The 22631-nt window shown below is 34.1% G+C and carries 19 protein-coding genes and 2 pseudogenes; 16 read left to right on the top strand and 5 right to left on the bottom strand.

Features of this window, described 5'->3' with window-relative positions; genetic code table 11:
- The first annotated feature begins 66 nt into the window (after window positions 1-66).
- The 5 genes from HNQ37_RS02230 to HNQ37_RS02210 all read left to right on the top strand — a co-directional run bounded on the left by HNQ37_RS02230 (window position 67) and on the right by HNQ37_RS02210 (window position 5347).
- Window positions 67-408, top strand: a complete 342-nt coding sequence (locus HNQ37_RS02230; RefSeq protein WP_183538917.1) for a plasmid mobilization protein — start codon at window positions 67-69, stop codon at window positions 406-408.
- Complete coding sequence (locus HNQ37_RS02225; protein WP_183538915.1) at window positions 409-2139, top strand: relaxase/mobilization nuclease domain-containing protein; 1731 nt, start codon at window positions 409-411, stop codon at window positions 2137-2139.
- Window positions 2140-2406: 267 nt separating this feature from the next.
- Window positions 2407-2652, top strand: a complete 246-nt coding sequence (locus tag HNQ37_RS02220; protein WP_183538914.1) for a hypothetical protein — start codon at window positions 2407-2409, stop codon at window positions 2650-2652.
- A 63-nt stretch (window positions 2653-2715) separates the two neighbouring features.
- Window positions 2716-3924, top strand: coding sequence for a hypothetical protein (locus HNQ37_RS02215; protein ID WP_183538911.1), 1209 nt, complete (start codon window positions 2716-2718; stop codon window positions 3922-3924).
- A 295-nt stretch (window positions 3925-4219) separates the two neighbouring features.
- Window positions 4220-5347 (top strand): DUF4238 domain-containing protein, encoded by a 1128-nt coding sequence (locus tag HNQ37_RS02210; RefSeq protein ID WP_183538909.1) that lies wholly within the window; start codon window positions 4220-4222, stop codon window positions 5345-5347.
- Between the two features lies 1 nt (window position 5348).
- Here the strand turns inward: HNQ37_RS02210 and HNQ37_RS02205 are convergent.
- Window positions 5349-5640 (bottom strand): annotated as a pseudogene (locus HNQ37_RS02205) (IS30 family transposase); the annotation flags it as partial.
- A gap of 364 nt (window positions 5641-6004) precedes the next feature.
- On the opposite strand from HNQ37_RS02205, the gene HNQ37_RS02200 reads away from it, so the two are divergent.
- On the top strand, window positions 6005-6598 hold the full coding sequence (locus HNQ37_RS02200; RefSeq protein ID WP_183538904.1) for a UPF0236 family transposase-like protein: 594 nt from the start codon (window positions 6005-6007) through the stop codon (window positions 6596-6598).
- Between the two features lie 30 nt (window positions 6599-6628).
- On the opposite strand, the pseudogene HNQ37_RS08475 reads toward HNQ37_RS02200, so the two are convergent.
- A pseudogene (locus tag HNQ37_RS08475) lies at window positions 6629-6874 on the bottom strand (recombinase family protein); the annotation flags it as partial.
- A gap of 3 nt (window positions 6875-6877) precedes the next feature.
- Between HNQ37_RS08475 and HNQ37_RS02195 the strand changes: the two are divergent.
- The 9 genes from HNQ37_RS02195 (at window position 6878) to HNQ37_RS02155 (ending at window position 15564) form a co-directional block, all read left to right on the top strand.
- Window positions 6878-7099 carry a hypothetical protein gene (locus tag HNQ37_RS02195; RefSeq protein ID WP_183538902.1) on the top strand — a complete coding sequence of 74 codons (222 nt, stop codon included), beginning with the start codon at window positions 6878-6880 and terminating at the stop codon, window positions 7097-7099.
- A gap of 401 nt (window positions 7100-7500) precedes the next feature.
- Window positions 7501-7806 carry an ArsR/SmtB family transcription factor gene (locus HNQ37_RS02190; protein ID WP_183538900.1) on the top strand — a complete coding sequence of 102 codons (306 nt, stop codon included), beginning with the start codon at window positions 7501-7503 and terminating at the stop codon, window positions 7804-7806.
- 196 nt (window positions 7807-8002) lie between these two features.
- The gene (locus HNQ37_RS02185) at window positions 8003-9358 is read left to right on the top strand and encodes an FAD-dependent oxidoreductase (RefSeq protein WP_183538898.1); all 1356 of its coding nucleotides are present in this window, start codon (window positions 8003-8005) and stop codon (window positions 9356-9358) included.
- Entirely contained in the window at window positions 9351-10430 is a 1080-nt protein-coding gene (gene arsB / locus HNQ37_RS02180; protein ID WP_183538896.1) for an ACR3 family arsenite efflux transporter, read from the top strand. The genes HNQ37_RS02185 and arsB overlap by 8 nt, the downstream gene beginning before the upstream one ends.
- A 491-nt stretch (window positions 10431-10921) precedes the next feature.
- Window positions 10922-11260, top strand: a complete 339-nt coding sequence (locus HNQ37_RS02175; RefSeq protein ID WP_183538894.1) for a hypothetical protein — start codon at window positions 10922-10924, stop codon at window positions 11258-11260.
- Between the two features lie 400 nt (window positions 11261-11660).
- Entirely contained in the window at window positions 11661-12719 is a 1059-nt protein-coding gene (xerS, locus tag HNQ37_RS02170; protein WP_183538892.1) for a tyrosine recombinase XerS, read from the top strand.
- Between the two features lie 55 nt (window positions 12720-12774).
- Window positions 12775-13140 (top strand): hypothetical protein, encoded by a 366-nt coding sequence (locus HNQ37_RS02165; protein WP_246415564.1) that lies wholly within the window; start codon window positions 12775-12777, stop codon window positions 13138-13140.
- A 397-nt stretch (window positions 13141-13537) separates the two neighbouring features.
- Window positions 13538-14593 carry a tyrosine recombinase XerS gene (gene xerS / locus HNQ37_RS02160; RefSeq protein WP_183538890.1) on the top strand — a complete coding sequence of 352 codons (1056 nt, stop codon included), beginning with the start codon at window positions 13538-13540 and terminating at the stop codon, window positions 14591-14593.
- Between the two features lie 257 nt (window positions 14594-14850).
- Window positions 14851-15564: a class I SAM-dependent methyltransferase gene (locus HNQ37_RS02155; RefSeq protein WP_183538888.1), complete on the top strand. Its 714-nt coding sequence runs from the start codon at window positions 14851-14853 to the stop codon at window positions 15562-15564.
- 487 nt (window positions 15565-16051) lie between these two features.
- Here the strand turns inward: HNQ37_RS02155 and recQ are convergent, their stop codons facing one another.
- The gene (gene recQ / locus HNQ37_RS02150; RefSeq protein WP_183538886.1) at window positions 16052-17845 is read right to left on the bottom strand and encodes a DNA helicase RecQ; all 1794 of its coding nucleotides are present in this window, start codon (window positions 17843-17845) and stop codon (window positions 16052-16054) included.
- Window positions 17846-18042: 197 nt separating this feature from the next.
- Here recQ and HNQ37_RS02145 point away from each other — a divergent pair, with 197 nt between their 5' ends.
- Window positions 18043-18978 carry an IS30 family transposase gene (locus tag HNQ37_RS02145; RefSeq protein WP_183538884.1) on the top strand — a complete coding sequence of 312 codons (936 nt, stop codon included), beginning with the start codon at window positions 18043-18045 and terminating at the stop codon, window positions 18976-18978.
- Window positions 18979-19520: 542 nt separating this feature from the next.
- On the opposite strand, the gene HNQ37_RS02140 is transcribed toward HNQ37_RS02145, so the two are convergent.
- Window positions 19521-21080: a bifunctional metallophosphatase/5'-nucleotidase gene (locus tag HNQ37_RS02140; protein WP_183538882.1), complete on the bottom strand. Its 1560-nt coding sequence runs from the start codon at window positions 21078-21080 to the stop codon at window positions 19521-19523.
- A 718-nt stretch (window positions 21081-21798) separates the two neighbouring features.
- Window positions 21799-22608 (bottom strand): phosphonate ABC transporter, permease protein PhnE, encoded by an 810-nt coding sequence (gene phnE, locus HNQ37_RS02135; RefSeq protein WP_414672546.1) that lies wholly within the window; start codon window positions 22606-22608, stop codon window positions 21799-21801.
- Between the last annotated feature and the right edge of the window lie 23 nt (window positions 22609-22631).

Here is a 22631-nt window from a genome sequence, read left to right as displayed (position 1 = left end):
AGGGTGCAGGGAAAACAACGAGTTGTCCCTGCCTTCCTTTTTCGGAGAAATAGGAAGGTTTGTTCTATGGCGAATAACGAAAATCGAAAACGTCCAATTCAAAAAAAAATAAGGTTGAGTGCTGAAGAAAGTGAATATATTAAAAGTAAAGTTGATGAGAGCCCTTTTGCTAATTTTCAAAATTTTGCACGGAATCTTTTAATACAAAGAGAGGTCACTGTCAAAGATTTTACGGAGCTTGAAAGGTTGAATGGTCAGGTAAAAAGAATAGGAAATAACATCAACCAGATTGTAAAGCTTGCACATCAATTTGACGAAATCAGTGACGATGACATAGAGGAAGTTATCCATCTTTTAGAGGAAGTTAAAAACCTGGTCACGGAAAAATTAAAGGAGGAAGCAGAGTAAATGGTTTATACAAAACAATTTCAGATTCATAATGTTAACAAATTAATCCAAGCAAAAAATTATGTTGAGAATGCGGATAAGGTGACCGTTTCAAAAAAGAAAAAAGGAGAGGAGAAGAGCCATTTCGAAAATCTATTTCCTTATGTAACGAATGATGATAAAACCATGAGCAAACAACTCGTTTCAGGTTATCACATCGAAGACGTGTACGATGCCGCTACTGAATTTTTGGCAACTAAACGTCTCGCAGCCATTTCAAAAGGAACGGATTTAGATTTTAACCCAAAAACCAAAAAGCTTGAGTTTAAAATGAGCAGCTTGGAAAGAAACAATGCCGTCTTAGCCCGTCACTTAATCCAATCTTTCTCCCCAGAAGATCATTTAACTCCTGAAGAAATTCACGAACTTGGTCGTAAAACTGTTTTAGAATTCACAGGTGGTGAGTATGAATTTATCATTGCGACTCACACTGATAAACATCACATACACAATCACATCATTATTAACACTACGAATCTTGTGACGGGAAAGTCAATGCCGTGGAAGATTACAAAATCAAAATCTGGAAAGAGTAAAGATCAATCAAAAGAACTTTTTGAGAAAATATCAGATAAAATTGCATCTGAAGCAGGCGCAAAGATAATTGAAAAATCTCCTAAAAATTCACATCTTAGATACACTCAATGGCAGGCAGATCAGATTTACAAAAACAAAATAAAGCAACGGTTGGATTTTCTGATGACTCATTCTTCTAATTTAGAAGATTTTACATTAAAAGCCAGTGCTTTAAACTTGGAAGTTGATTTTTCAGGTAAGTGGTCAACCTTCAAGCTGCTTGATGAACCTCAATTGAGAAATACAAGAGGCCGTGTTCTAAATAAGAAAGATCCTGAAGCTTATAATTTAAAAAGTCTTCTAAAACAGTTTGAAGAAAATGTGGGCCAATTTTCTGTTGAAGATGTTGTCAAACAGTATGAAGAGACTGAAGATTTTGTTCGAAACGATTTTGATTATCAAATTACTTTAGAGCCCTGGCAAATTAATCAAGTTAATGAAAAAGGCTACTATATCAATCTTGATTTTGGGGTAGAAAATCGAGGTCAGGTTTTTGTTGGCAGCTATAAAGTTGATAAGTTAGAGAATGGAAACTACACTTTATATCTCAAAAAGAAGGAGTACTTTTACTTCATTAGTAAGAATGAAAAGAACCAGGGTCGTTATCTCACAGGTGAAACGCTTATCAAGCAGTTGAATAAGTATTATGGAACGATTCCTATTAAGAAAGAACCTATTATTTCAACAATTAATCAACTGGTAGATGCCATTAATTTCTTGGCCGAACATGATGTAACCACAGGAAATCAGATGGTGAACCTGGAGCAACAATTGAATGCTGCACTTGAGGCAGCTCGTGATAAATTAAGCGAATTGGACGAAAAAATTATTGAACTCAATGAAGCCGCAAAGCATTTTGTGACAGAAGATTATCAAGAAGATGATGGCGAGGATTTGATACTTGAAAAAGCTGAAGAGGAAAAAGAGAAAAACGAAACCAAGTCTCAATACGCCACAATGTCCTTCGTGGAACTTCAGCAAGAGCTGGTATCAGCCAGAGCTTCACGTCAGCTTTTGCGTGACAAATTCAATTCAACCGTTGACGAGTTGAACAAGTTTTATGAAATTAAGTCTGCTTCTGAAACAAAACAGAAAAACGTTGCACAGGGACTTTAAAATATAAAAAAAAGAAGATGAAACTCTCGTTTTCTATTATTAGCCCTAGCGAAAGTTAGGGTTTTTTTGTAGTCAAATGAGAAAAGATAAAAAATGTGGTTAGGTGTATAATTAATTTGGAAAAATTTTTTGAGGATAAAATAAAGTAACCAAGAGAAAACTCAAAAGATTTAACTGATTTTTTAAGAATGAGGTATAGGTGTGAGTAATTCTGGGTTTATCTGGGTGGGTGTTTTTTACACAATTTTCTCTTTAGGAGTACCAATAATGGAATACTACGTTAAGATTGATAATAAGTCAATAAAAAAACGGATTGCTTTAGGTTTGCTAGGTGTTGTAAAACTTGCAATTTTAGTAGGCGTTCTCTCACAGTTTTTACGACCGTTATTACTTGATTTTAAGGCAAAAGGATTTCAGATAAATGGATTGTCTGGATTTGCAATTATTCTCTGGTTTCAGCAGATGATAGACTGTATTTCAGGAATTTTGTCATCTCAATTGAAAACCATTTAAAGATGCAGTAAACTCATAGCTACTGATAAGCAGATTGACCAGTTGGTTTATGAGATTTATGGATTGACGGAAGATGAGATTCGGATTATGGAGAGAAAAATGAATAGACTTTCTTTTGAAATTATGGTTATTCCACCTACAAAAAATAATACGGCTGAGGAAGATCCTTCTCCAACTAGGAACTCTCGGAGTAGTGTAGCACTTTGGTTTCAAAATTCTAAAATTCAACCTATCAATAATAGTCGACAGGTTCAAACAGTTTTTTATAAGGCACGTGAAAATAAAAATATTGAATTTAGCCTACGATTAACAGATTTTAAATCTATAGATTTTGATGTGGCTCATATATTTGAATTTTCTATTCAAGAAGACATTCATTGGAAAAACATGAGTTTTTATGATGATTTCATTAAAGAATTTGAGATAATAGTCCAAAAAAATCGAGGAAAGTGCCTTTTCTTGGATAGAAAACTTTCAAAATACTATTCCGAAAAAATGTATCCTTTATTCAATGATTTCGAAAATGAATTGAGACGATTAATTCAAGTAGTTTTTTTTAAAGAGTTAGGAAGAGAATGGGAAGAACGCGCTTTTTTACCAAAACAACTAAGGGAGACAAACCGAAAACCAATACTTGAAGAACTTAACCTGACTGGACTAGAAACACTTTTATTTAAAAAAATATTTGCGCAAAAAGGCGAAGGTGATGGGCTTCAAACAAAATTGATCAGAGTGGATGATACTCCAGATGCTTTAAACGATTTATTAGATTTCTTTACAGATTTTGACGGGAGGGTGCGGAGGTTTTCTGCTTGGGATGAATACTTTTCAAAATATATGAAATCTGAATTTCAAGGAAAAGTGTTTATCGAAAAATATAAAAAAGTAAAAAAAATACGTAACAAAGTAGCTCATAATAAAAAGGTTAGAAATGAAGACTTTCAATTTATCAAGACGTTTTTAGTACATTTTACGGAAGAAATTAAAAGCTTAAGCACTTCGATGATTCATAAGACGGAATTACCATCATTCGGAAACTCATTTGCATTACTGCAAACTTTTGCTCAAGCTTTTGCTCAAACTTATGCTCAAGCTGTACAAAATGCATTGAGTATTGTCTCAGCAAATGTAGGAAATATAGTGATCTCACGTGCTAATACTCTAACTGGAATGTTCAATCCAGTATTTTTAGAGAGCTTAAATAAGATTTCCCAAATTGGGACAAATAATTTTGATTACTCAGATGATGAAGATATTGATGATTTGGAATAAGAAAAGCGTTTTACTGTTGTAACAGCCCCAAAGAAAAAATAGCAAATTCATGATGATTCAGTGTATTCATTTTCTACTATGTTATCTAGTGTAAACTTGATTCAAAACTATCGATTTTCATCCATACTTATCAATCTCAAAAAATTAAGAATGGCTCAACTGCAAGGATAGTAGTGGACAAGAAAATAACGGAATTAGACTTGTTGTGCTCAAACAGCAAGATGAATGGGAGTCCTACTTTGATTAGTAAAAAATGCAACTGACAAGCAGATAGATGCACTATTTTATGAGTTGTATGACTGACGGAAGAATAAATTCGGATTGTGGATGGAAAATGAGTGAGATAAAAAGAAATAGACATCATTATGTTCCTAAATTCTATTTAAGAAACTTTTCAAGCAGTAGTAAAAGTATTGGTACTTTCGCTGTTGAAGAAGATGTATATATTGAAGATGCTTCAATACGGACAATGGGTCAAGCACAAAATCTATATGGAAAAACTAATGAAGTGGAAGAAGAGCTTGGAAAAATTGAGACAAAATCAGGTGAGATAATAAAAGAAATAATCCGTTCAAAGAAACTTCCGTTAAAAGGGAGTAAGGAGTATCTTCAGTTAATTTATTTTATCGTTATTAGTGATTTAAGAACGTTAAAAATGAATGAGATAGCAACTGAACAACAAAGACGCTTTAAAAATGCAGTAATAGATGGGGTTAAGGGGGATTTAACTAAAATTTCTGATGAAGTCAAAAAGATTATAGACTATGATGAAAAAGAAAATAGTCTTATTCTTCTATCAACAGCTTCAACCCTTCAAAAATGCCTATTTGATTTAGAACTTTGTCTTATTAATAATAATTCAAGGAATAGAGAGTTTATTACAACAGATAGTCCTATTATTAAAGATAATATATTAGCTAAAGGACTAAATGGAAAGTCTAGTGGACTCGGATTTGGTTGTTTAGGATTAGAAATATATTTCCCTCTTTCTCCAAGGTTATGTTTATTTTTATATGATTCAAGAGTGTACGATATAGGCAGTAAGAACAAAGAATATTATATTAAAAATGATAAGATCATAGATAAAATGAATAAATATTTTTATCTAAATTCGAGTTCAAATATTTATTTCAGTAAAAAAGTTACTGAAAGCTATTTGAGAAAAAATGTTGTTAGGCGTAATAAAATTAGTAAAAGAGAACTGTTAGACAATTCATTTAAGCAGTTTGTAAATTCTAAAGGAGAAGATTCGTTATATGAATTCCAATTTGATATATTAAAAGAAAAACTCAATTTACCATTTATTAAATTAACAAAGTATGCTTTACATGTTCCGCCAAATACTACTGCTGGGTTTTATGAAAGAGATGATATAAAACTCGTGAGGTTATTTTCAAATCAGTTTGGCAAATTGCAAATTTAATTTAGCCACCCTTAAACATCTGAAATGGTGTCTGATACTTGAACATTTTTCTTGGATAACGATTCATCCAGGTCTCAATTTTCAAAACAGCTTCAGCTGTTGTTTGCTTTGTTCCTTTGGGTAAGAAGCGTCGAATCATGCGGTTATGATTCTCATTACTTCCACGCTCAAAGCTTGCGTAAATAAGTAGGACAATAGTAAACCGGACAAGACACCGCTTCATGTAAACTGGAAAATTCACGACCATTATCCGAAGTGAGTGATTTGAACTGAACCTTTTCTACTTTTTGTTCTTTCAAACTCAAGCATAAGAGATTCAGGTGTTTTTTTCTTTCTTCAGGTGGCTAAACTAATTTTACAATTTGCCATTAAACAAAGAAGTTGCATTTATTACACTAAGTTGATCAATAATTTTTTCTAAAATTGTTTTAATAATATTCTCATTTTTGATAAAAACTTCTAATATTACCAGATTTATGCATAAAACTTTGAGTGTTGATTGCCAAAAGCCTCAACCAAGGGGTTCTTAAATTGTTGAATTTTCGGAAAAATCAAGGTTTTTCGGAAAAAACATCCTTAAAACACTAATTACAGAGTAATTTGCTTTAAAAGTTTGAAATCATTATTTTAAATTGTTAAACTAATTTTATTATTATAATGAATATCAGAAAAATGATGGACCAAAAGGTAATAAATGAAAGTAACTTGGCTTCACAATTTAAGGATGATAATTTACAAGGTTTTTATAAAATTGTACAGCAATACGACGAATATATATATCCAATCATGAAAGCTAATGGGTGGAAACCCATCCTTTTTGGCGTAAGAACTGTTATGTTCACTTTTGGAGATACTTCATTCAGCAGACGGGGGTATAAGAAAGATGGCGTCTGGTGTTATCCTGTAGATAATAAATTGGGACTCAGCCATTATGAGAGGCACTCAAAAGGATTAATGTTTCAAATTGCAAAACTTTCAACGATTGTTACTTACTGTCAAGTAGTTGAGATTGTACAAATGATGTATAATCTTGTTATTAACCACGAAACAGTGAGAAAAGCTGTGCAACAAGCTCATAAGCTTCAAGTAGAATTTGACGAATACCGTTATTATCAAGACCATGCGGAACAAAAAAAAATTAAAGCCCCATTCTTATATATTGAAGGAGATGGTGTTATGGTGAAAACGACTATTGGAGATAATAAGAGAACAGATTTAGCTCATTTTGTAATTCATATTTATTTTATTTGATATAATCTTTTTTAGTGTTACCGAAGGAGTTTACTCTTTAAACCTTCTCTTTAACGCTGCACCACTAATCCCTGTCTTACGCTCAATCATTCTATAAGTCCTCCCTTGCTGACGTAGCTCTTTCGCAAATTCAATTTATTCTTTCGTATATTTTAATGGACGTCCCTCCTTAAAGTGAGGGTCGTTTTTTCGTGCAAAGTTCTTTCCCTCCGGGGTTCCGGTCAGTATCATGTCATGTTCAAATTGGACAAAGGCTGAGAAGATGATGACGGCGAGGATTTGATATTTGAAAAAGCTGAAGAGGAAAAAGAGAAGAACGAAACCAAGTCTCAATACGCCACAATGTCCTTCGTGGAGCTTCAGCAAGAATTGGCATCATCCAGAGCTTCACGTCAGCTTTTGCGTGATAAATTCAATTCAACCGTTGATGATTTGAACAAGTTCTATGGAATTCGTTATGTTTCAGAACGTCAACCGAAAACCAACTCAATAACAAAATAAAAGGGGTTTCAAAAGTTTTGACTAATTTAACTTATTAATAATAAGTTTTGAAAATATCAAACTTGCCATTCATCATGAACTGGCTTCAGTTGAATATCAATAAAAGGACTCTACTGAGATAGCTTAAAATAAATTAAATTTCATTTTGTCAAATAGGTTAAAACATAAATTAATTGGTATTTAACTTTGTTTCAAAATTGGTGTATTCGAGGTCAAAATTTCTATTTTTAATATCAAAATATAAAGTTGAGAGATACAGCGGTATATCAAGAGAATTTTAAAAGGATTATTTCTTGAATTTTATAACAAGCCTTTTTATATTTCATATTTTCTTGACATTATATAAATGATGGTTTATATTTATATATAAACCATCATTTATATAACAAGAAAGAAGAAAATTGAATTACAATAAAACATCAACAGTACTTAAAGCCTTAGCAGAGCCTAATCGCCTAAAAATTGTTAACCTCCTATCCTGTGGTACATTATGTGCCTGCGATATTCTGTCACATTTTGATTTCACACAACCTGCGCTTTCGCATCATATGAAAGTTTTGGAAGAAGCAGATATCGTTATTGTTGAGAAAAAAGGAACTTGGAATCATTATAAACTCAACAAAACTTTTATTATCAATTTTCAAACCGTTTGCAAAGAGCTTTTTTCATCAGACAAATCAACCTGTACTTGTAACACTAAAAATTAAAATTTTACAGTAGAATAATATTTTGAAGAAATAAGTTTGTTAATTTAAAGTAAATCATAAACTAACGTTTAAAATATATGAAATTAAAATTAGATAATGACTTTTTTTAAAAATTTTATAAATTATGAGACGTGCAAGGTGTGATCCACGTTAAAAGCTGCTGCAATAAACAATTATATAAATTTAAGAGGAAAAAATGTTACAGGCAATTAATACAGAACTTTTAATTATTGGTGGGAGCGATGCAGGAATTTCTGCTGCTCTGCGTGCACGTGAGTTGAATAAAAATATCAAAATTACGATGATTTTGGCGGACGCTTACCCTAATTTTTCTATTTGCGGACTCCCATACGCTTTAAGTGGTGAAGTTCCGGATTGGCATAATTTGTCACATCGGACGATGGCAGACCTTGAAGCTTATGACATTGATTTTTGGATGAACACTTTAGCTACAGAAATAAAGCCAGATGCACATGAACTTATAGTCAAAAAAGATGGGCTAACTTATCATTTTCACTACCAGAAATTGATGGTTGGCACAGGTGCTCGCCCGAAAAAGTTACCATCCGATGAAGGCTTTAAGAATCTTCATTACCTTCACACTATGGCAGATTATTTTTCTTTAGAACAACAAATTATTCAAGGAAAACTTAAAAAAATAGCTGTTGTTGGAGCTGGATATGTTGGACTCGAGGTAGCAGAAGCACTTTCCAAAAGGAAGATTACAACGCATATTTATCAACGCGGTGAATGCATTTTAAAGACCATAGATGCCGATTTAGCAGAGCCAATTCAAAAAATCTACGAATCGAACGGTGTGCAAGTACATTTGGGTGAAGAATTTTTTGCAAAGGACTTAGCAGAAACGTTTGACTTTGTATTAGTTGCCATCGGTGTCATTCCAAATTCAGAACTCTTGCTTAGGGCAGGTGCTGAAGCTGGTTTAGGATATACTGTTAAAGTAAATGACCAGATGCAGACAACTTTGACCGATGTTTATGCAGCAGGCGATTTGGTGGAGACCGACCATCGTCTTCTAGGGAAAGTTTATCAGCCATTAGGAACGACTTCACATAAGCAGGGAAGAGTAGCAGGTGCTAACATGCTAGAGCAGACTGTCAAATTTGAAGGTATTATAGGGACACAAGTGTTACGTGCATTTGATAAGATTATCGCACGCACTGGTCTGAACAAAGCAGAATTAGCACATACGGATTTCAAACCAGTCAGCATCACGATTGAAGTTGACGACCACAAAGCCTACATGCCAAATTCAAAAAAGATGACTATCCGATTGACCGCGGATGAAAAAAGTCACCAAATTTTAGGCGCTCAAATCATAGGTGCATACGGTACAGAAGTTGCTAAACGTGTAGATATCTACGCTTCAGCGATTTATAACCATATGACAGTAGAGCAATTCAGCAATTTGGATCTTGCTTATTCGCCAGTCGTTGGTGCACCGTGGGATGCCGTGCAGCAAGCTGCACAAGTGCTGGAAGAAAAACTATTAATTAGAAGTGAAAAAGGGATTTATAGCAATAATGACTAAAATATTAACTGACAAAGTTGGCAAAATCAAATCAAAAAAGCTATCTTTCCTTGACCGTTTTCTGACCCTCTGGATTTTTCTCGCAATGGCAGCTGGAATCGCTCTGGGTTACTTTTTTCCTAAAGTTGATAATCTAATTAATCAGATGTCAGTCGGAACAACTTCTTTTCCAATTGCGATTGGTTTGATATTGATGATGTACCCACCGCTGACCAAGGTCAAGTACGAAGACATGGGAAAGGTTTTCAGTGATTGGAAAGTTCTGGCCTTGTCTTTGGTGCAAAATTGGATTGTTGGACCAATCGTAATGTTTGTGTTGGCAGTCTCATTTCTTCATGATATGCCCAGTTATATGATTGGCTTGATTATGATTGGCATAGCACGCTGCATTGCTATGGTTATCGTCTGGAATGAACTAGCGCAGGGTGATAGCGAATATACAGCGGGACTGGTTGCTTTCAACTCTCTTTTTCAAGTGCTTTTCTACTCTGTTTGGGCGTATGCATTTGTGACACTACTTCCTAAGTTGCTGGGGCTGGGAAATTTTGCTGTACATATCACTATTGGACAACTTGCAGCTACTGTCTTTATCTATTTAGGTATTCCTTTTATTGCGGGGGTGAGTTCTCACTTTGGACTGATTAAAATTAAGGGAAAAGATTGGTTTGAGCAACAATTTGTGCCAAAAATCAATCGTATTACTTTGATTGCGCTATTATTCACTATTGTAGTTATGTTTTCGGTGAAAGGTGAGAAAGTTGTTGCATTACCACTTGATGTGTTACGTATTGCCATTCCACTGTTGCTATATTTTGTAATCATGTTTTTTGTCAGTTTCTGGATTTCATATCGGGCAGGAACATCCTATCCGATAGCTGTCAGCTTGTCCTTCACAGCAGCAAGCAATAATTTTGAACTAGCAATTGCCGTAGCGGTAGCAGTATTTGGAATAAACTCAGGGGAGGCATTCGCCGCAGTCATTGGACCACTTGTTGAAGTGCCTGTGATGATTGGACTGGTAAATATTGCATTGAAATTGAGAAAAAAATATTTTAAGTTACCTAATAAATAAAGCAAATAAAGTTTAGAAAATTATAAGCAGAAGTTGTGTAATCTCAAGATAAAACTGTGACTTAAGTCCAATTACATGAATGTGCGGCTTGAAAAATGTTTTATTTTCAAAAAGTTTTAATTGTGCATAACTAAACGAAAGAGAAGTTGAACCTACAAAAAACTAACTAAAAAATTTTTAAAACCATTCATTTCATATGGAGATGTTAGGATAAACTGTACTGTATATTAATATTAAAAAAAGAAAAGGTTTATTTAAGTGCTAGAGATATTTTAAGACTGATACCCGTCATATTTATCATAGAAGAAGGTAACTCAGTGAAAGAATCCAGCCAATAATTTGAGGTATGTGAAATTACTTTCAATCAACGGCTAGGGAAGTTAATAAACTGGATCTCTTTACCATCTTACAAATAAACCAAGTTTTACAATAACTTACCATAACTCCGTTCTATAATTAAAACGGATAGACTAAAATAAAGTGAAGGTTTTATGAAAAATGAATTAACAAAGACTGAATATAAAGCATTGAAAAATTTCTTATATCCTCATATTGATCTTCCAAAAGTGAATTATTCGCCAGAATTAATTGCCGCAAATAATAAAATAGATTTATCTGAGGCAATAGAAATTGTAGAAAGTTTACTGCAATTAGGTTTAATAGTAAAAGATGAATTCCGAAAGAATTCGAACCATTACAGAATTACTCCTAAAGGATCTTTATATTTAAAAGATCAAAAAGAAGTTCTCAAAGAAAAAATCGTTTGGTCTATAATAATTCCAACTGCTGTGGCGATAATAACAAGTCTTATTTTTAATTACATTAAATAAATTTGACCACTTACTATTATTAAAATAATAACTGGAATTATTATTTAAAACAGCTTTCTCTATCAGTAATATTTGTTTCTATTTTTTACATATCATTTACCTTTTTATCCCTATGGGGTTTTTGCTTTATCAACTGTTCATCAATGAAGTTCCCCTTGTCTTACGAGCTTGTTCTATCTCGGTGAAATAGTAAAAAAGGATTCAGATGCAAGATTATTCTTTCACAATAGACGATCAACAAAGAGCTTCATTTGGAGGATGAGGAAATTTAATGAACAAAATTCTAAAGGGAGAATATTATAGCAATATGAAAAGCAGCCTTAATACATATTAATAGTAAGGTTAACAAAGCCAATATCATCGCTAGTATTTTCATAAATTTAAGATTACAATAAATTTTATGAATAAAGACGGCTATGTGATTGGAATTCAAAAAATGTTAGAATCCTACCCTGAATTTGTAAAGGACTTTTATTTTTCAAAGGTTTCAAATAATTATAGTTATGCGACCTTGTATGATTACATGCTTGAGTATAAAAAATTTTTTCATTGGCTGATTAAGAAAAAAATTTTAAATGTTTCGTCTATAAAAGAGATTACTTTAAAACAGCTTGAAGACTTACACCGTAATGACATTGAAAGATTTATTATTGATGAACGAACGAGATTAGAAAATATTCGAGAAGGAAACCATTTAAAAGCATTGCATCGACTGTTAGCCTCTTTAAAAACACTTTACAATTACTTATCCTTCGAGGCTGAGAATGAGCTTGGAGATCCTTATATTCTTAAAAATATCATGTTACGGGTGAGCATCAAAAAAGAGTCAGATACTTTAAATTATCGTGCCTCAAAACTAGATGGAAAATTATTTTTAGGACTTGAGACTAATAGTTTCTTAAATTTTGTGGAACATGATTATGAAAACTTAATAAGTCCTCGAGCATTAACAAGTTTTAAAAAAAACAAAGAACGTGACCTTGCTATTTTAAGCCTCTTTCTTGCCTCAGGAATAAGAAATGCGGAACTTGTGAATACAGATTTTAAGGACTTTGAACTGAGTAAAAGATTAGTGTCCGTGATGCGAAAAGAAGGAAATAGAGATACAGTCCCTTTTGCACCTTTTGCTTCAAAATTTTTAAAAAATTACCTTGATGTGAGAACTTTAAAATATTTTGCAGATGAAAACACAGAAGCTCTTTTTTTAACCCTTCATAACGGGCAACCCAGCCGTATTTCAAGTGCTGCAATCAATAAACTTGTAGAAAAATACTCTCAAGCTTACAAAGTAAGGGTAACCCCTCACATGTTAAGGCATACCTTAGCGACACGCTTATACATGAACACCCATGATCAGGTCCTGGTCGCCACACAACTCGGGCATTCTTCCACGTCTGCCACGCAATTGTACACACATATTGCTCAATCTGAGCTTCACAACGCTTTAGATAGGTTATAATGGATTGAGAAAAAATTCAAATGGTAATATTATGTGGTGAACGAGGAATTTTAAAATGAAAATTATAAAAGCCGTCCATTTAAACGGCAATGACAAGAAGAAACGTTACTGGAAAGTCCCCCCTCACTTGGAATTTGTGCGTATTTCAAACGGAGACCAGGCAGCAGTTGAAACCCAAAACGGCCCGATGAGGGTAAAAATCGTTGGCGGAACGATTATTTCAGATGAAGGATGGTTTGTATGGAACAATAAGCACAAAGGGCGCAAGGGACGTCTGACAGTTACGCAAGAGGTCATCATGTTCTTTGATAAAAAAACAGGGAAGCCTAAAATGACTGTCGATGAAGTGCTTAAAGCAAGAATTGAAGCCCGAAAAGCACTTCAAAAGCAGGAAGCAGAAGAAAAAGCGAAAGACGTGTAATTATTTTTAGAAAATTGCAAATTACTTCTTGCAATCGTTATCTCAAAATGATACACTAAAAGCAAATAAAAAGGCCATTAGTTTTTTTGAGAAAACTAATGACGTTCGGTTCAGAAACCTTCTTTCTGAGACTCATTGTTGGAATAATTATACAATAAAATCCACAAAAGTCAATCAAGTAGGTTCCTAAAAAAATGGAGCTTTTTATTTAACTTTTGTGGTAAGCTGTCTTTAAAGTAAAAAAACTCTACAAGCCGCATTACAGCAATGTTTACAGACTTTGAAAATTTAATAATTTAAACTTAAAATCGATGTTTTTGAGATAAATGACTCATATCTCTCCGAAAAACTAAGATTTTCTTGACAGAAGTCTATACAAATGGTAGACTTCTTTTATATGAAACGTGAACTATTAATATCAAAAATTGAGATGCTCAAGGATAAAATGCCTGACTTTGTTTTGGAATATTACCAATCCAAGCTATCCATTCCCTACTCACTTAATACTTTATACGAATATTTGAAGGAATATGATCGCTTTTTTTCTTGGATCATAGTTTCTGGTGTCGCAAATGAAATAAATCTCAAAGTTTTGGAAAAACTTTCTTTAAAAAATATAGAGGCATTTATTATCTACTTGCGTGAAAGACCTCTACTTAATACAGATTCTAACAGTTTTGGTGTCTCACAAACTACGATCAATCGGACAATTTCCGCTCTTTCAAGCCTTTATAAGTATCTTACCGAGGAGGCTGAAGGCTTGAACGGAGAACCGTATTTTTATCGCAATGTAATGAAAAAAATAAAAACTTCAAAAAAACATGAAACTTTAGCTGCAAGAGCTGAGAATATTAAAAATAAACTCTTTTTAGGTGATGAAACTCAAGGCTTCTTAGATTATATCTCTAATGAATATGTGAAAGATTTATCAAATCGTGCAAAATCAAGTTTTGAAAAAAATAAAGAGCGGGATTTAGCTCTGATAGCTTTGATGTTAGCCTCAGGAGTCCGTTTATCCGAAGTGGTTGGAGTTAATATAAGGGATCTTAATCTTAATACAATGGTGATTGAAGTAACTCGGAAAGGTGGAAAACGTGATGCCGTACCATTTGCCAAATTTGCTAAACCTTATTTAGAAGACTATCTGGCTATTCGAGAAAGACGATACAGGCCTGAAAAGAAAGAAACATCACTTTTCCTAACAATTTATCGAGGTACTGCTTCTCGTATTGATAACTCTTCTGTTGAAAAAATAGTGGCTAAATATTCACAAAAATTTAAAGTAAGAGTTACTCCACATAGTCTACGTCACACTTTGGGAACTCGTTTGTATGCACAAACTAACTCCGAAGTGCTTGTATCACATCAGTTGGGACATTCTAGTACCCAGGTAACGGATCTTTACACGCATATTGTTAATGAAGAACAAAAAAACGCATTGGATAATTTATAAATGCGTTATTCCCAGATAAAGTTTATTTTGAAATATTTCTCCAATAATTTAAACCTTGTTTACAATAAGGTTATGTGTAAAATAAAAAAATTCAATTTTACTTATTTTATTTATAATACTGCTACTACATCTAGCTTGTAATTAAATAGTTTGAATATGGAACCTTAACTCATCAGCGCTTGAGAGTTATTTTATATTTATCTTTAACACCTAAAGTGATAAACTAAAATTAAGGTACCCCATAATAAGGAGAATATATGGAACAAGGATTGCAAAAATATTATGACCAGTGGGACACACCATGGTTGAAACTTTACTATCGTATGGTTTGGGCACAATTAGGAGATTTAAGAGGCAGGAAAATCTTAGATTTTGGTTCTGGTTTTGGATGGAATGCCAACCATTTTGCTAAATATAATGATGTTTTTGCAATTGAGCCAAATACTGACATGATTAAGCACCGTCAAGTGAGTAATATTTACAATCAAATTAACGGTAATCTCAAAAGTCTCAAATTGTTTGAAGACAAAAGTTTTGATATCATTCTTTGCCACAATGTTTTTGAGTATTGTCCGGAAGAGCGCCTCGATATTTTACAGGAATTCGATCGCTTGTTAAAGAATGAAGGGCTAATTTCAATTGTGAAGCATAATCATGCGGGAGCAATTATGCAAAAAGTTGTGTTTGAGAACAATTTGGAGCAGGCATTGGATATGTTGATTAATAATAACAAAATTAATGAAGCCTTTGGAAAAATAAATTATTATAATTTGCCAGAGTTAATTAAAGATCTTTCAATTGAGATTACTAAGACTTTAGGATTGAGAACGTTTTGGGCCTTACAACCAAATGAGTATAAAGTAGAGAAAAGATGGGCTGATAAAATGTTTGTCCTCGAGTGGAATGTTAGTGATAAAGAGGACTTCAAAAGTATTTCTTTCTTCAATCATATTTTATTAGAAAAACTATAATAAAAACTCGTTTAGATATTTCAACAAAAATAAGGATAAAAATATTGTGTAGCAACTAAATTGGATAATAGCTCAAGTAATAATTGATATGAATCCTAAAATATAAACTTTTATGTAGTTCACTCATAAGACTTAACAAACAAGCTCAAGCAAAATTTTTGCCTGAGCTTGTTTGTTAGTCTACGATTTCTAATCGAAATTCTTTTGGTAAAAGCCAATCTAATTTCTTTTTAATCCATTTGGTATTGTATTGTAATACTGAATCTATCTGTGTCAATTCTCAATAAACAAACTGCTTTTAGTAACTAAAAGAGGCTTTCCATTACCAAATTATCAAGATAATAAATATCTCTTATACCATGGAAACAATAGATTCAGATGCTTAGATGCCAAAATTTAATTTTAATTTTCAATTTACCAATTATATTTATTATAAAATATTTAGCTCACTACTGTAAGATTAACAGTCTCATAGAATTCAATATAATCACTTAGATTCTCTGATTAGCTTTAGGAAATTTGAGCCATACTTTTCCAATTTTTGTGGCCCAACCCCTGAAACCTTGAGAAATTCCTCATCCGTTTGTGGCTTCAGATAAGTCATATCTTGGAGAGACGCATCCGAAAAGATCATAAAGGGTGGGAGCTTTAACAATCTTGCAATTTCTAAACGTAAAGATTTTAAAGCGTCAAAAAGTTCAATATTGAAATTGTCAGATACGTTAAGTTTTGGCTTAGAAATGACCATTGCTTCACGACGTTCTATTTTTATTTTTCCCTTCAGAACCATTCTTCCAGCTGTTGATACAGAAAGTAAAGGGAATTTTCCTGAGCTAACCTCAAGATAACCTTCACTTGTGAGAAAGTCAATAAGGTTAGAAATTGCCTTTTGATTTACTCCCTTCATTATTCCATAAGTTGAAAGCTTTTCAAAATTCCATTGAATAAGTTTCTTGTTTTTTGAGCCCGCAAGAACACTTGCAACAGCTGCTTTACCAAAATGCTCCCCCATTCGGATAACACAGGACATAACCTTCTGTGAATCTATTGTAATGTCAGCCAACACACGTTGGTCAAGGCAATTACTACATTTTCCACAATCTTCACCTTCATCCCCAAAGTAACGTAAGATAAAACGTTGTAAGCAAGACTCTGTGTTTGCGTATGCCTGCATTTGACGTAGTTTATCATATTCTAATTCTTTGTGAGCTTCATCACCTTCTCCTTGCTCAATTAAAAAATTACGGATTCTAAGATCATTTAAAGCCCAGAGTAAAATAGCATCTGACTCAAGACCATCTCGACCAGCGCGTCCTGCTTCTTGATAATATGATTCAATATTTGACGGGGTTGAATAATGAATCACATAACGCACATTCGACTTATTAATTCCCATTCCAAAAGCATTTGTGGCTACTATGATTTGACAGTTATCATAGAGAAAATCTTCTTGATTCGTAGCACGCTCTGATTCAGTTAATCCCGCATGATATCGCCTCGCATTATAGCCATGATGTTTGAGCCAATCAGACACCTCTTCTACATCTTTTCGAGTTGAACAATAAATTATGCCAGTATCCAACTTATCACGACTATCTAAATATTTACGTAGCCATGCCCTTTTTTCAACATTTTTAACAACTTCAAAACGAAGATTTTCTCTTAGAAATCCAGTTTTGATAGTAGTTGAAGTGCTAATATTTAGTAGGTGCTGAATATCTGCTGTAACACGCTCAGTTGCAGTTGCTGTCAAAGCCAAAACTGTTGGTTTAGGATTTAAATTTTCAATTCGTTTTGCAAAGGCTAAATAACTTGGGCGAAAATCGTGTCCCCATTGGGAGATACAATGTGCTTCGTCAATTGCAACAAGATTGACTAATAAACGTGAGATAAAATAATTAAATGATTCAAGCCCAAAACGTTCAGGTGCGACAAATAGAATTTTTATTAGTCCTTCTTCAATCTGTGACATCCTAAAATGTGACTCGGCCTCATCAACTGTACTATTTAGAAATGTCGCAGGAATACCTGCAGCTTCAAGCTGATCAACCTGATCTTTCATTAATGATATTAATGGAGAAACTACTAAAGTAATTCCATCAAACAATAAGGCTGGAAGTTGATAACAAATAGATTTTCCTGCACCAGTTGGAAGAATCCCTAATGTATCTTTTCCTTCAAGGACTTGCTCAATGATCTGCCTTTGGCCTGCCCGAAAATGATCAAAACCAAAGTTTTCTTTTAGTGTTTGTTCAAGATTTACTAAACTTAAATTTTCCATCCTTATCATTATACGTGAAAATAAGGAAAATGTTTCGATTCAATTATAAAAAGACAGCCAACTATAAAAATTGACTTTATATTCAAAATTATTATTTGGCAAATTGTAAAATTAGTTTAGCCACCTGAAGCAAGAAAAAAACACCTGAATCTCTTATACTTGAGTTTGCAAGAACAAAAAGTAGAAAAGGAATTCAGATGCAAGGTTATTCTAACACAAAAGGCAAAGAAATTACTTATACAGAACGTCAGTTGATTGAACGTTGGCACAACAAGGAGAAGCTAAGTAACCGTCGGATCGCTCAGCTCTTGAATAAAGCGCCCCAAACAATAAACAATGAACTTCGTCAAGGGGAAGTGCACTTAAAAATAAAGACAAAGTATTCTGCACTTCATGCACAAGAACACCACAGCGTCAATAAGAGTCACTGTGGCCGTCCTTCGAAGCTCACATCGGACCTCAATGAAACCATAAGTGCGGGTGTCAGAGATAAGAAATCATTAGAAGTCATTCTCCAAGAGCTGACAGGGGTTTGTCTTCGCACCCTCTACCACTGGGTGGACAAAGGCTGGCTTGATGTAAAAACCCATCACTTGCTTTATCCGCATTATAAGAAGGCTAAGAAGCTCCGAAAAACTCACCCCAAGCGTCCGTATGGCTTGTCCATTGACCAACGTCCAGAGGAAATTAACCATCGTGAAGCATTCGGCCATTGGGAAATCGATACGGTGCTGTTGACCAAAGAAAAAAATGACTGCCTTTTGACACTCACAGAGCGCCAAACACGCTTTGAAATCATTCGTCTGATTCCAAATAAGTCTGCCCAATCTGTCAATACGGCGCTTTTAGCACTTCAAAAGGAAACTCAGTTCAAATCCCTCACGTCGGATAATGGCCGTGAATTCGCCCGTTTACATGAGGCGGTGACTTGTCCGGTGTACTACTGTCATGCCTATGCCAGCTTTGAGCGTGGAAGCAATGAGAATCATAACCGCATGATCCGACGCTTCTTACCCAAAGGAACAAAACAAACAACAGTTCAGGCTGTTGCTAAAATTGAGACTTGGATGGCTCATTATCCAAGAAAAATGTTCAAGTATCAGACACCATTTCAGATGTATCGGGGTGGCTAAATTAAATTTGCAATTTGCCAAAATTATTATTTATAAATTCTTATTATACTTTAAAGACTTTTGATATCTGGAAGACAAAGGAGAGAAAATAGTAATGAAATCAAGAAGGAGAGCTAAGAAAATTTGCTCTTCATCGGTAATCAATGAGGTAACTGCAAGTAAATAAGTCAGAACTTATAGTATTATTATGATTATATATAGCTTGCAGCTAGCGAAGGAAAGTATTTCCTCAGCAATTTTCTGATTAAAAAGGCAATTTTCCTTACCGCTATGTTCCAATAACTAAACCATGTGTTAAAACTGGCTAACTTATAATTGCAATTTGCCTCTTATCATCCGTATCTCTTTCTTTTACAGCAATATTTATAGCATAAAAATATAGGGAAGGATCTGAATAATATTTAATAAGCCTATTCCAACTCCTATAAATATCAACCTCCGAAAGTTGGGAGCTTTCACTAAGAGCATAAATTTAGTTTGAATGTAATTCAGACAATTATAAAAGTCCTTCAAGAAGAGACATATTCATTAAATCAGAAAAATTATTTTACAATATGGAAGTTATGATTGCTTGTAGCTTCAATGACTGGATGCTTCTTTAGATAATTGCCTATTAGCTCTGTCATGTCAACAGTGATTTCAGAAATGATCTTTGAAGCTTTAAACATCGGATAATTTCCACCGCCGACAGCACGGTATTGATTGACAACAATATCAAGGCTATCATCTGGAAGAACTTCTTTTCCTTCAAACTCGAGCCTTGTAACCTTATACCCAAATTTCTTCGTTAGATCAAACGTGTAATCAATCCCTTCATACATATCGTAGTTATAGAACTGAGGCTTTGGGTTGACAAAGTCTGGATTAAAGATGATTTTACCTTGAGCATCAAGGGACAAGTGGTTCGCAGTGATCTCAAGTGCTCCCTTCATATCAGCACCAGTGATGCGTAATACGGCTAATGTATTAGGATATATATAGTTGGTCAAAATGTCACGCATAGTTATGGTTTCACCAAAACCAAGAGATTCATTGTTGAATAAAGCAGTACCTGATACCTTAGCACCTGAGGCTTCAATCTGAACCTTGTTGATAAATTCAATATAAGGATGTTCAATCAAACGAGCCAAATCTGGATCTTTGATTGTCATGTCACCAGTCACTTTACCCATTGGTGTATCAAGCCAGGCTTCAGCTTCATTATTGATTGGACTAATGATTGAAACCACTTCTTCTGAGGCTTTCACATCTGCAACTGAGTGTATTTCAGCAGTGCTGGAAATGACTTTTAAATTTTCGTCCAATTCTAAGCAAATATCAGACACGTTGGCTCCACGATAGCCTGGCTGAACGATTGGAACACCAAGCACAGATTGGGCGAGCTCGCGGTGTTGATGTCCGGTCACAAATGCATCAATTAGACTTGAACACTCAGTTAACAGTTGATAACCTTCATTCTCACCTGTTAAAGCTTCTTCTGGTTTCCCTGTTTCAAGTGAACTCTCAAAACCACCATGATAAGCTACAACTACAATGTCTGCTAATTCATGGAGCTTCGGTAAATATTCTTTGGCTGTCTCAACAATCGACTTAAAAGTCAATCCTTTAATTGTTGTAGGGTGCTCCCAATGAGGGACATATTGAGTTAAAAGTCCAAGAACTGCAATCTTTATTCCTTTTTTTTCGAAGATCTTATAGGCGTCCCCAAAAGCTGGTTGACCTTCCTCATTTAGAACATTAGCACAAAGGATGGGATAATTAGTCTGAGAGACATAAGAATTAATATACGAACGGCCATAGTTAAATTCATGGTTACCAAGTAAACCAAGATCATAGCCAAAGGAATTTGTCACTTCTGTCAAGTGAGAAAGACCATTTTTGACCTGCTTTGCCAAATAATAGGCAAGGGCAGACCCCTGGAGAATATCGCCATTCTCGATCTTCAGAACAACCTCTCCAGCCACTTCTGCTTCAGCTGATAAATAATCCATCATTGTACGTGCCTTGGCCATACCAAAGGGAAGATTCATCACACTCTCTGTGTAGTTCGTGGGTAAAATAAAACCATGCATGTCTGATGTCTCAAAAATTCTAATTTTCATTAAAAAACTTACCTTACTTTTCTATTAATTGAAAAATAAACTGAATAAAAATGGACAGTCTATTGTTGTCTCAAATTTTAACATCATTTTACCAAGTATTAAACATTTCCACTTGAATTTTCCAAGATTTTAGTTACTATCGTATTTAAATAAGTGCATACTACATCAGAGTCTGTCAATACTGCAACACTAAAGAGGTACTTAGTTGTTTTGGCAACAATAGCTCTCGTTTTTGAAATTGTTATAAAGTATAAGTTTTGTTCTTAGTACCAGCTGTTATTACTGGTGAGTAAACAAGCTCATTTCATTTTCCTATTCAACTTGTTCAGCTTATCATAAAAGGTAAGTTGAAGTTTTTGATTTTAAGTTGAGATTGATAACATGTGGCTGTTGTTTCTTGTGATAAAACAAAAGTTGAAGAGGGTGGCGCTTCATAGTCAAATTTTGAATTTAAAAAAATGAAGATTCTTCCAGAATTTGAGTTAATATAGAAGACAACTTTTGATTGGCGAAAGGTCCAATTTATATTTATCATAATCAAGTGATACGTAAGTAGCCTTCTTTGACACAATTGAGGTAATGTAATAAGAAGCACCATCATTAGAAAACTCGATATTTGTAATGATTTTAAAACCAAAACAATTTATTGTAGAACCGCTTTTGCTTTCTTTAGGTGGCTAAATTAAATTTGTAATTTACTTTTTTAAAAAAGGGAGTATTAACCTTTCATTAAAACTTTACGAATTTGCGATGAAATCAATTCAACAATGACAATCAAGATGAACAAAGCGATCAAAATTGATCCAGCTTTAGACCACATTTGTCCATTCATGGCAAAGATTAAAGGGGCACCTATACCTCCGGCTCCAACCAAACCAAGGATAGAAGCGTCGCGAAGATTCATGTCTAAACGGTATAGCAGATTAGATAACAATTCTGGCAAAAGTTGTGGTAATACACCAAAACGAATCTTTTGGAACCAGCTGGCTCCAGCTGCATCCATCGATTCAATAATTCCTGTGTCAAGGTCTTCAATTGATTCAATAAAAAGCTTGGCAATCATGCCAACTGACTCAAGGCCTAAAGCCATAACCCCTGCAGAAGGGGACATGCCAACGATGCCGACAAAGAATAGCGCATAAACAAAAGAAGGAACTGTACGAATTGCCATAATTAGAAGGCGAACAACATAAGCAATCGGTTTTGGCATCATATTAGTCGCAGACAAAAATGATAGGGGAACTGCAATAATAGCACCAACAATTGTACCTAAAATCGCAATCGCAATAGTCTGCAACAATAAGTAAAGTACACCGGAGGTTCCCAAAGCAAACAAAATCTTAGTATCAGGATTTACAATTCCCTTAAGCATCTCTAAAGCTATAGCCGAACCTTGCTTAGTCATAGTCAAACTATTAAGCGATGAGCTTGACCACCAAGAAATTCCGAGTACCAAAATAAGGATAATTGTAATATATTGCCAACGACGAGGACGATTCTCATAGTAGTCAAGAATCTTTTTATTTATACTCATATTTGTATTCATATTTT

It is taken from the genome of Lactovum miscens (assembly GCF_014202895.1).
Classification (GTDB): domain Bacteria; phylum Bacillota; class Bacilli; order Lactobacillales; family Streptococcaceae; genus Lactovum; species Lactovum miscens.
This window is presented reverse-complemented; position numbering and strand designations above follow the sequence as displayed.

Excerpts from the sequence above, each read along its gene's own strand:
- HNQ37_RS02230 (WP_183538917.1), top strand. The coding sequence starts at position 67 with ATGGCGAATAACGAAAATCGAAAACGTCCAATTCAAAAAAAAATAAGG.
- HNQ37_RS02225 (WP_183538915.1), top strand. The coding sequence starts at position 409 with ATGGTTTATACAAAACAATTTCAGATTCATAATGTTAACAAATTAATC.
- HNQ37_RS02220 (WP_183538914.1), top strand. The coding sequence starts at position 2,407 with ATGGAATACTACGTTAAGATTGATAATAAGTCAATAAAAAAACGGATT.
- HNQ37_RS02210 (WP_183538909.1), top strand. The coding sequence starts at position 4,220 with ATGACTGACGGAAGAATAAATTCGGATTGTGGATGGAAAATGAGTGAG.
- HNQ37_RS02200 (WP_183538904.1), top strand. The coding sequence starts at position 6,005 with ATGAATATCAGAAAAATGATGGACCAAAAGGTAATAAATGAAAGTAAC.
- HNQ37_RS02185 (WP_183538898.1), top strand. The coding sequence starts at position 8,003 with ATGTTACAGGCAATTAATACAGAACTTTTAATTATTGGTGGGAGCGAT.
- arsB (WP_183538896.1), top strand. The coding sequence starts at position 9,351 with ATGACTAAAATATTAACTGACAAAGTTGGCAAAATCAAATCAAAAAAG.
- HNQ37_RS02175 (WP_183538894.1), top strand. The coding sequence starts at position 10,922 with ATGAAAAATGAATTAACAAAGACTGAATATAAAGCATTGAAAAATTTC.
- xerS (WP_183538892.1), top strand. The coding sequence starts at position 11,661 with ATGAATAAAGACGGCTATGTGATTGGAATTCAAAAAATGTTAGAATCC.
- HNQ37_RS02165 (WP_246415564.1), top strand. The coding sequence starts at position 12,775 with ATGAAAATTATAAAAGCCGTCCATTTAAACGGCAATGACAAGAAGAAA.
- xerS (WP_183538890.1), top strand. The coding sequence starts at position 13,538 with ATGAAACGTGAACTATTAATATCAAAAATTGAGATGCTCAAGGATAAA.
- HNQ37_RS02155 (WP_183538888.1), top strand. The coding sequence starts at position 14,851 with ATGGAACAAGGATTGCAAAAATATTATGACCAGTGGGACACACCATGG.
- recQ (WP_183538886.1), bottom strand. The coding sequence starts at position 17,845 with ATGGAAAATTTAAGTTTAGTAAATCTTGAACAAACACTAAAAGAAAAC.
- HNQ37_RS02145 (WP_183538884.1), top strand. The coding sequence starts at position 18,043 with ATGCAAGGTTATTCTAACACAAAAGGCAAAGAAATTACTTATACAGAA.
- HNQ37_RS02140 (WP_183538882.1), bottom strand. The coding sequence starts at position 21,080 with ATGAAAATTAGAATTTTTGAGACATCAGACATGCATGGTTTTATTTTA.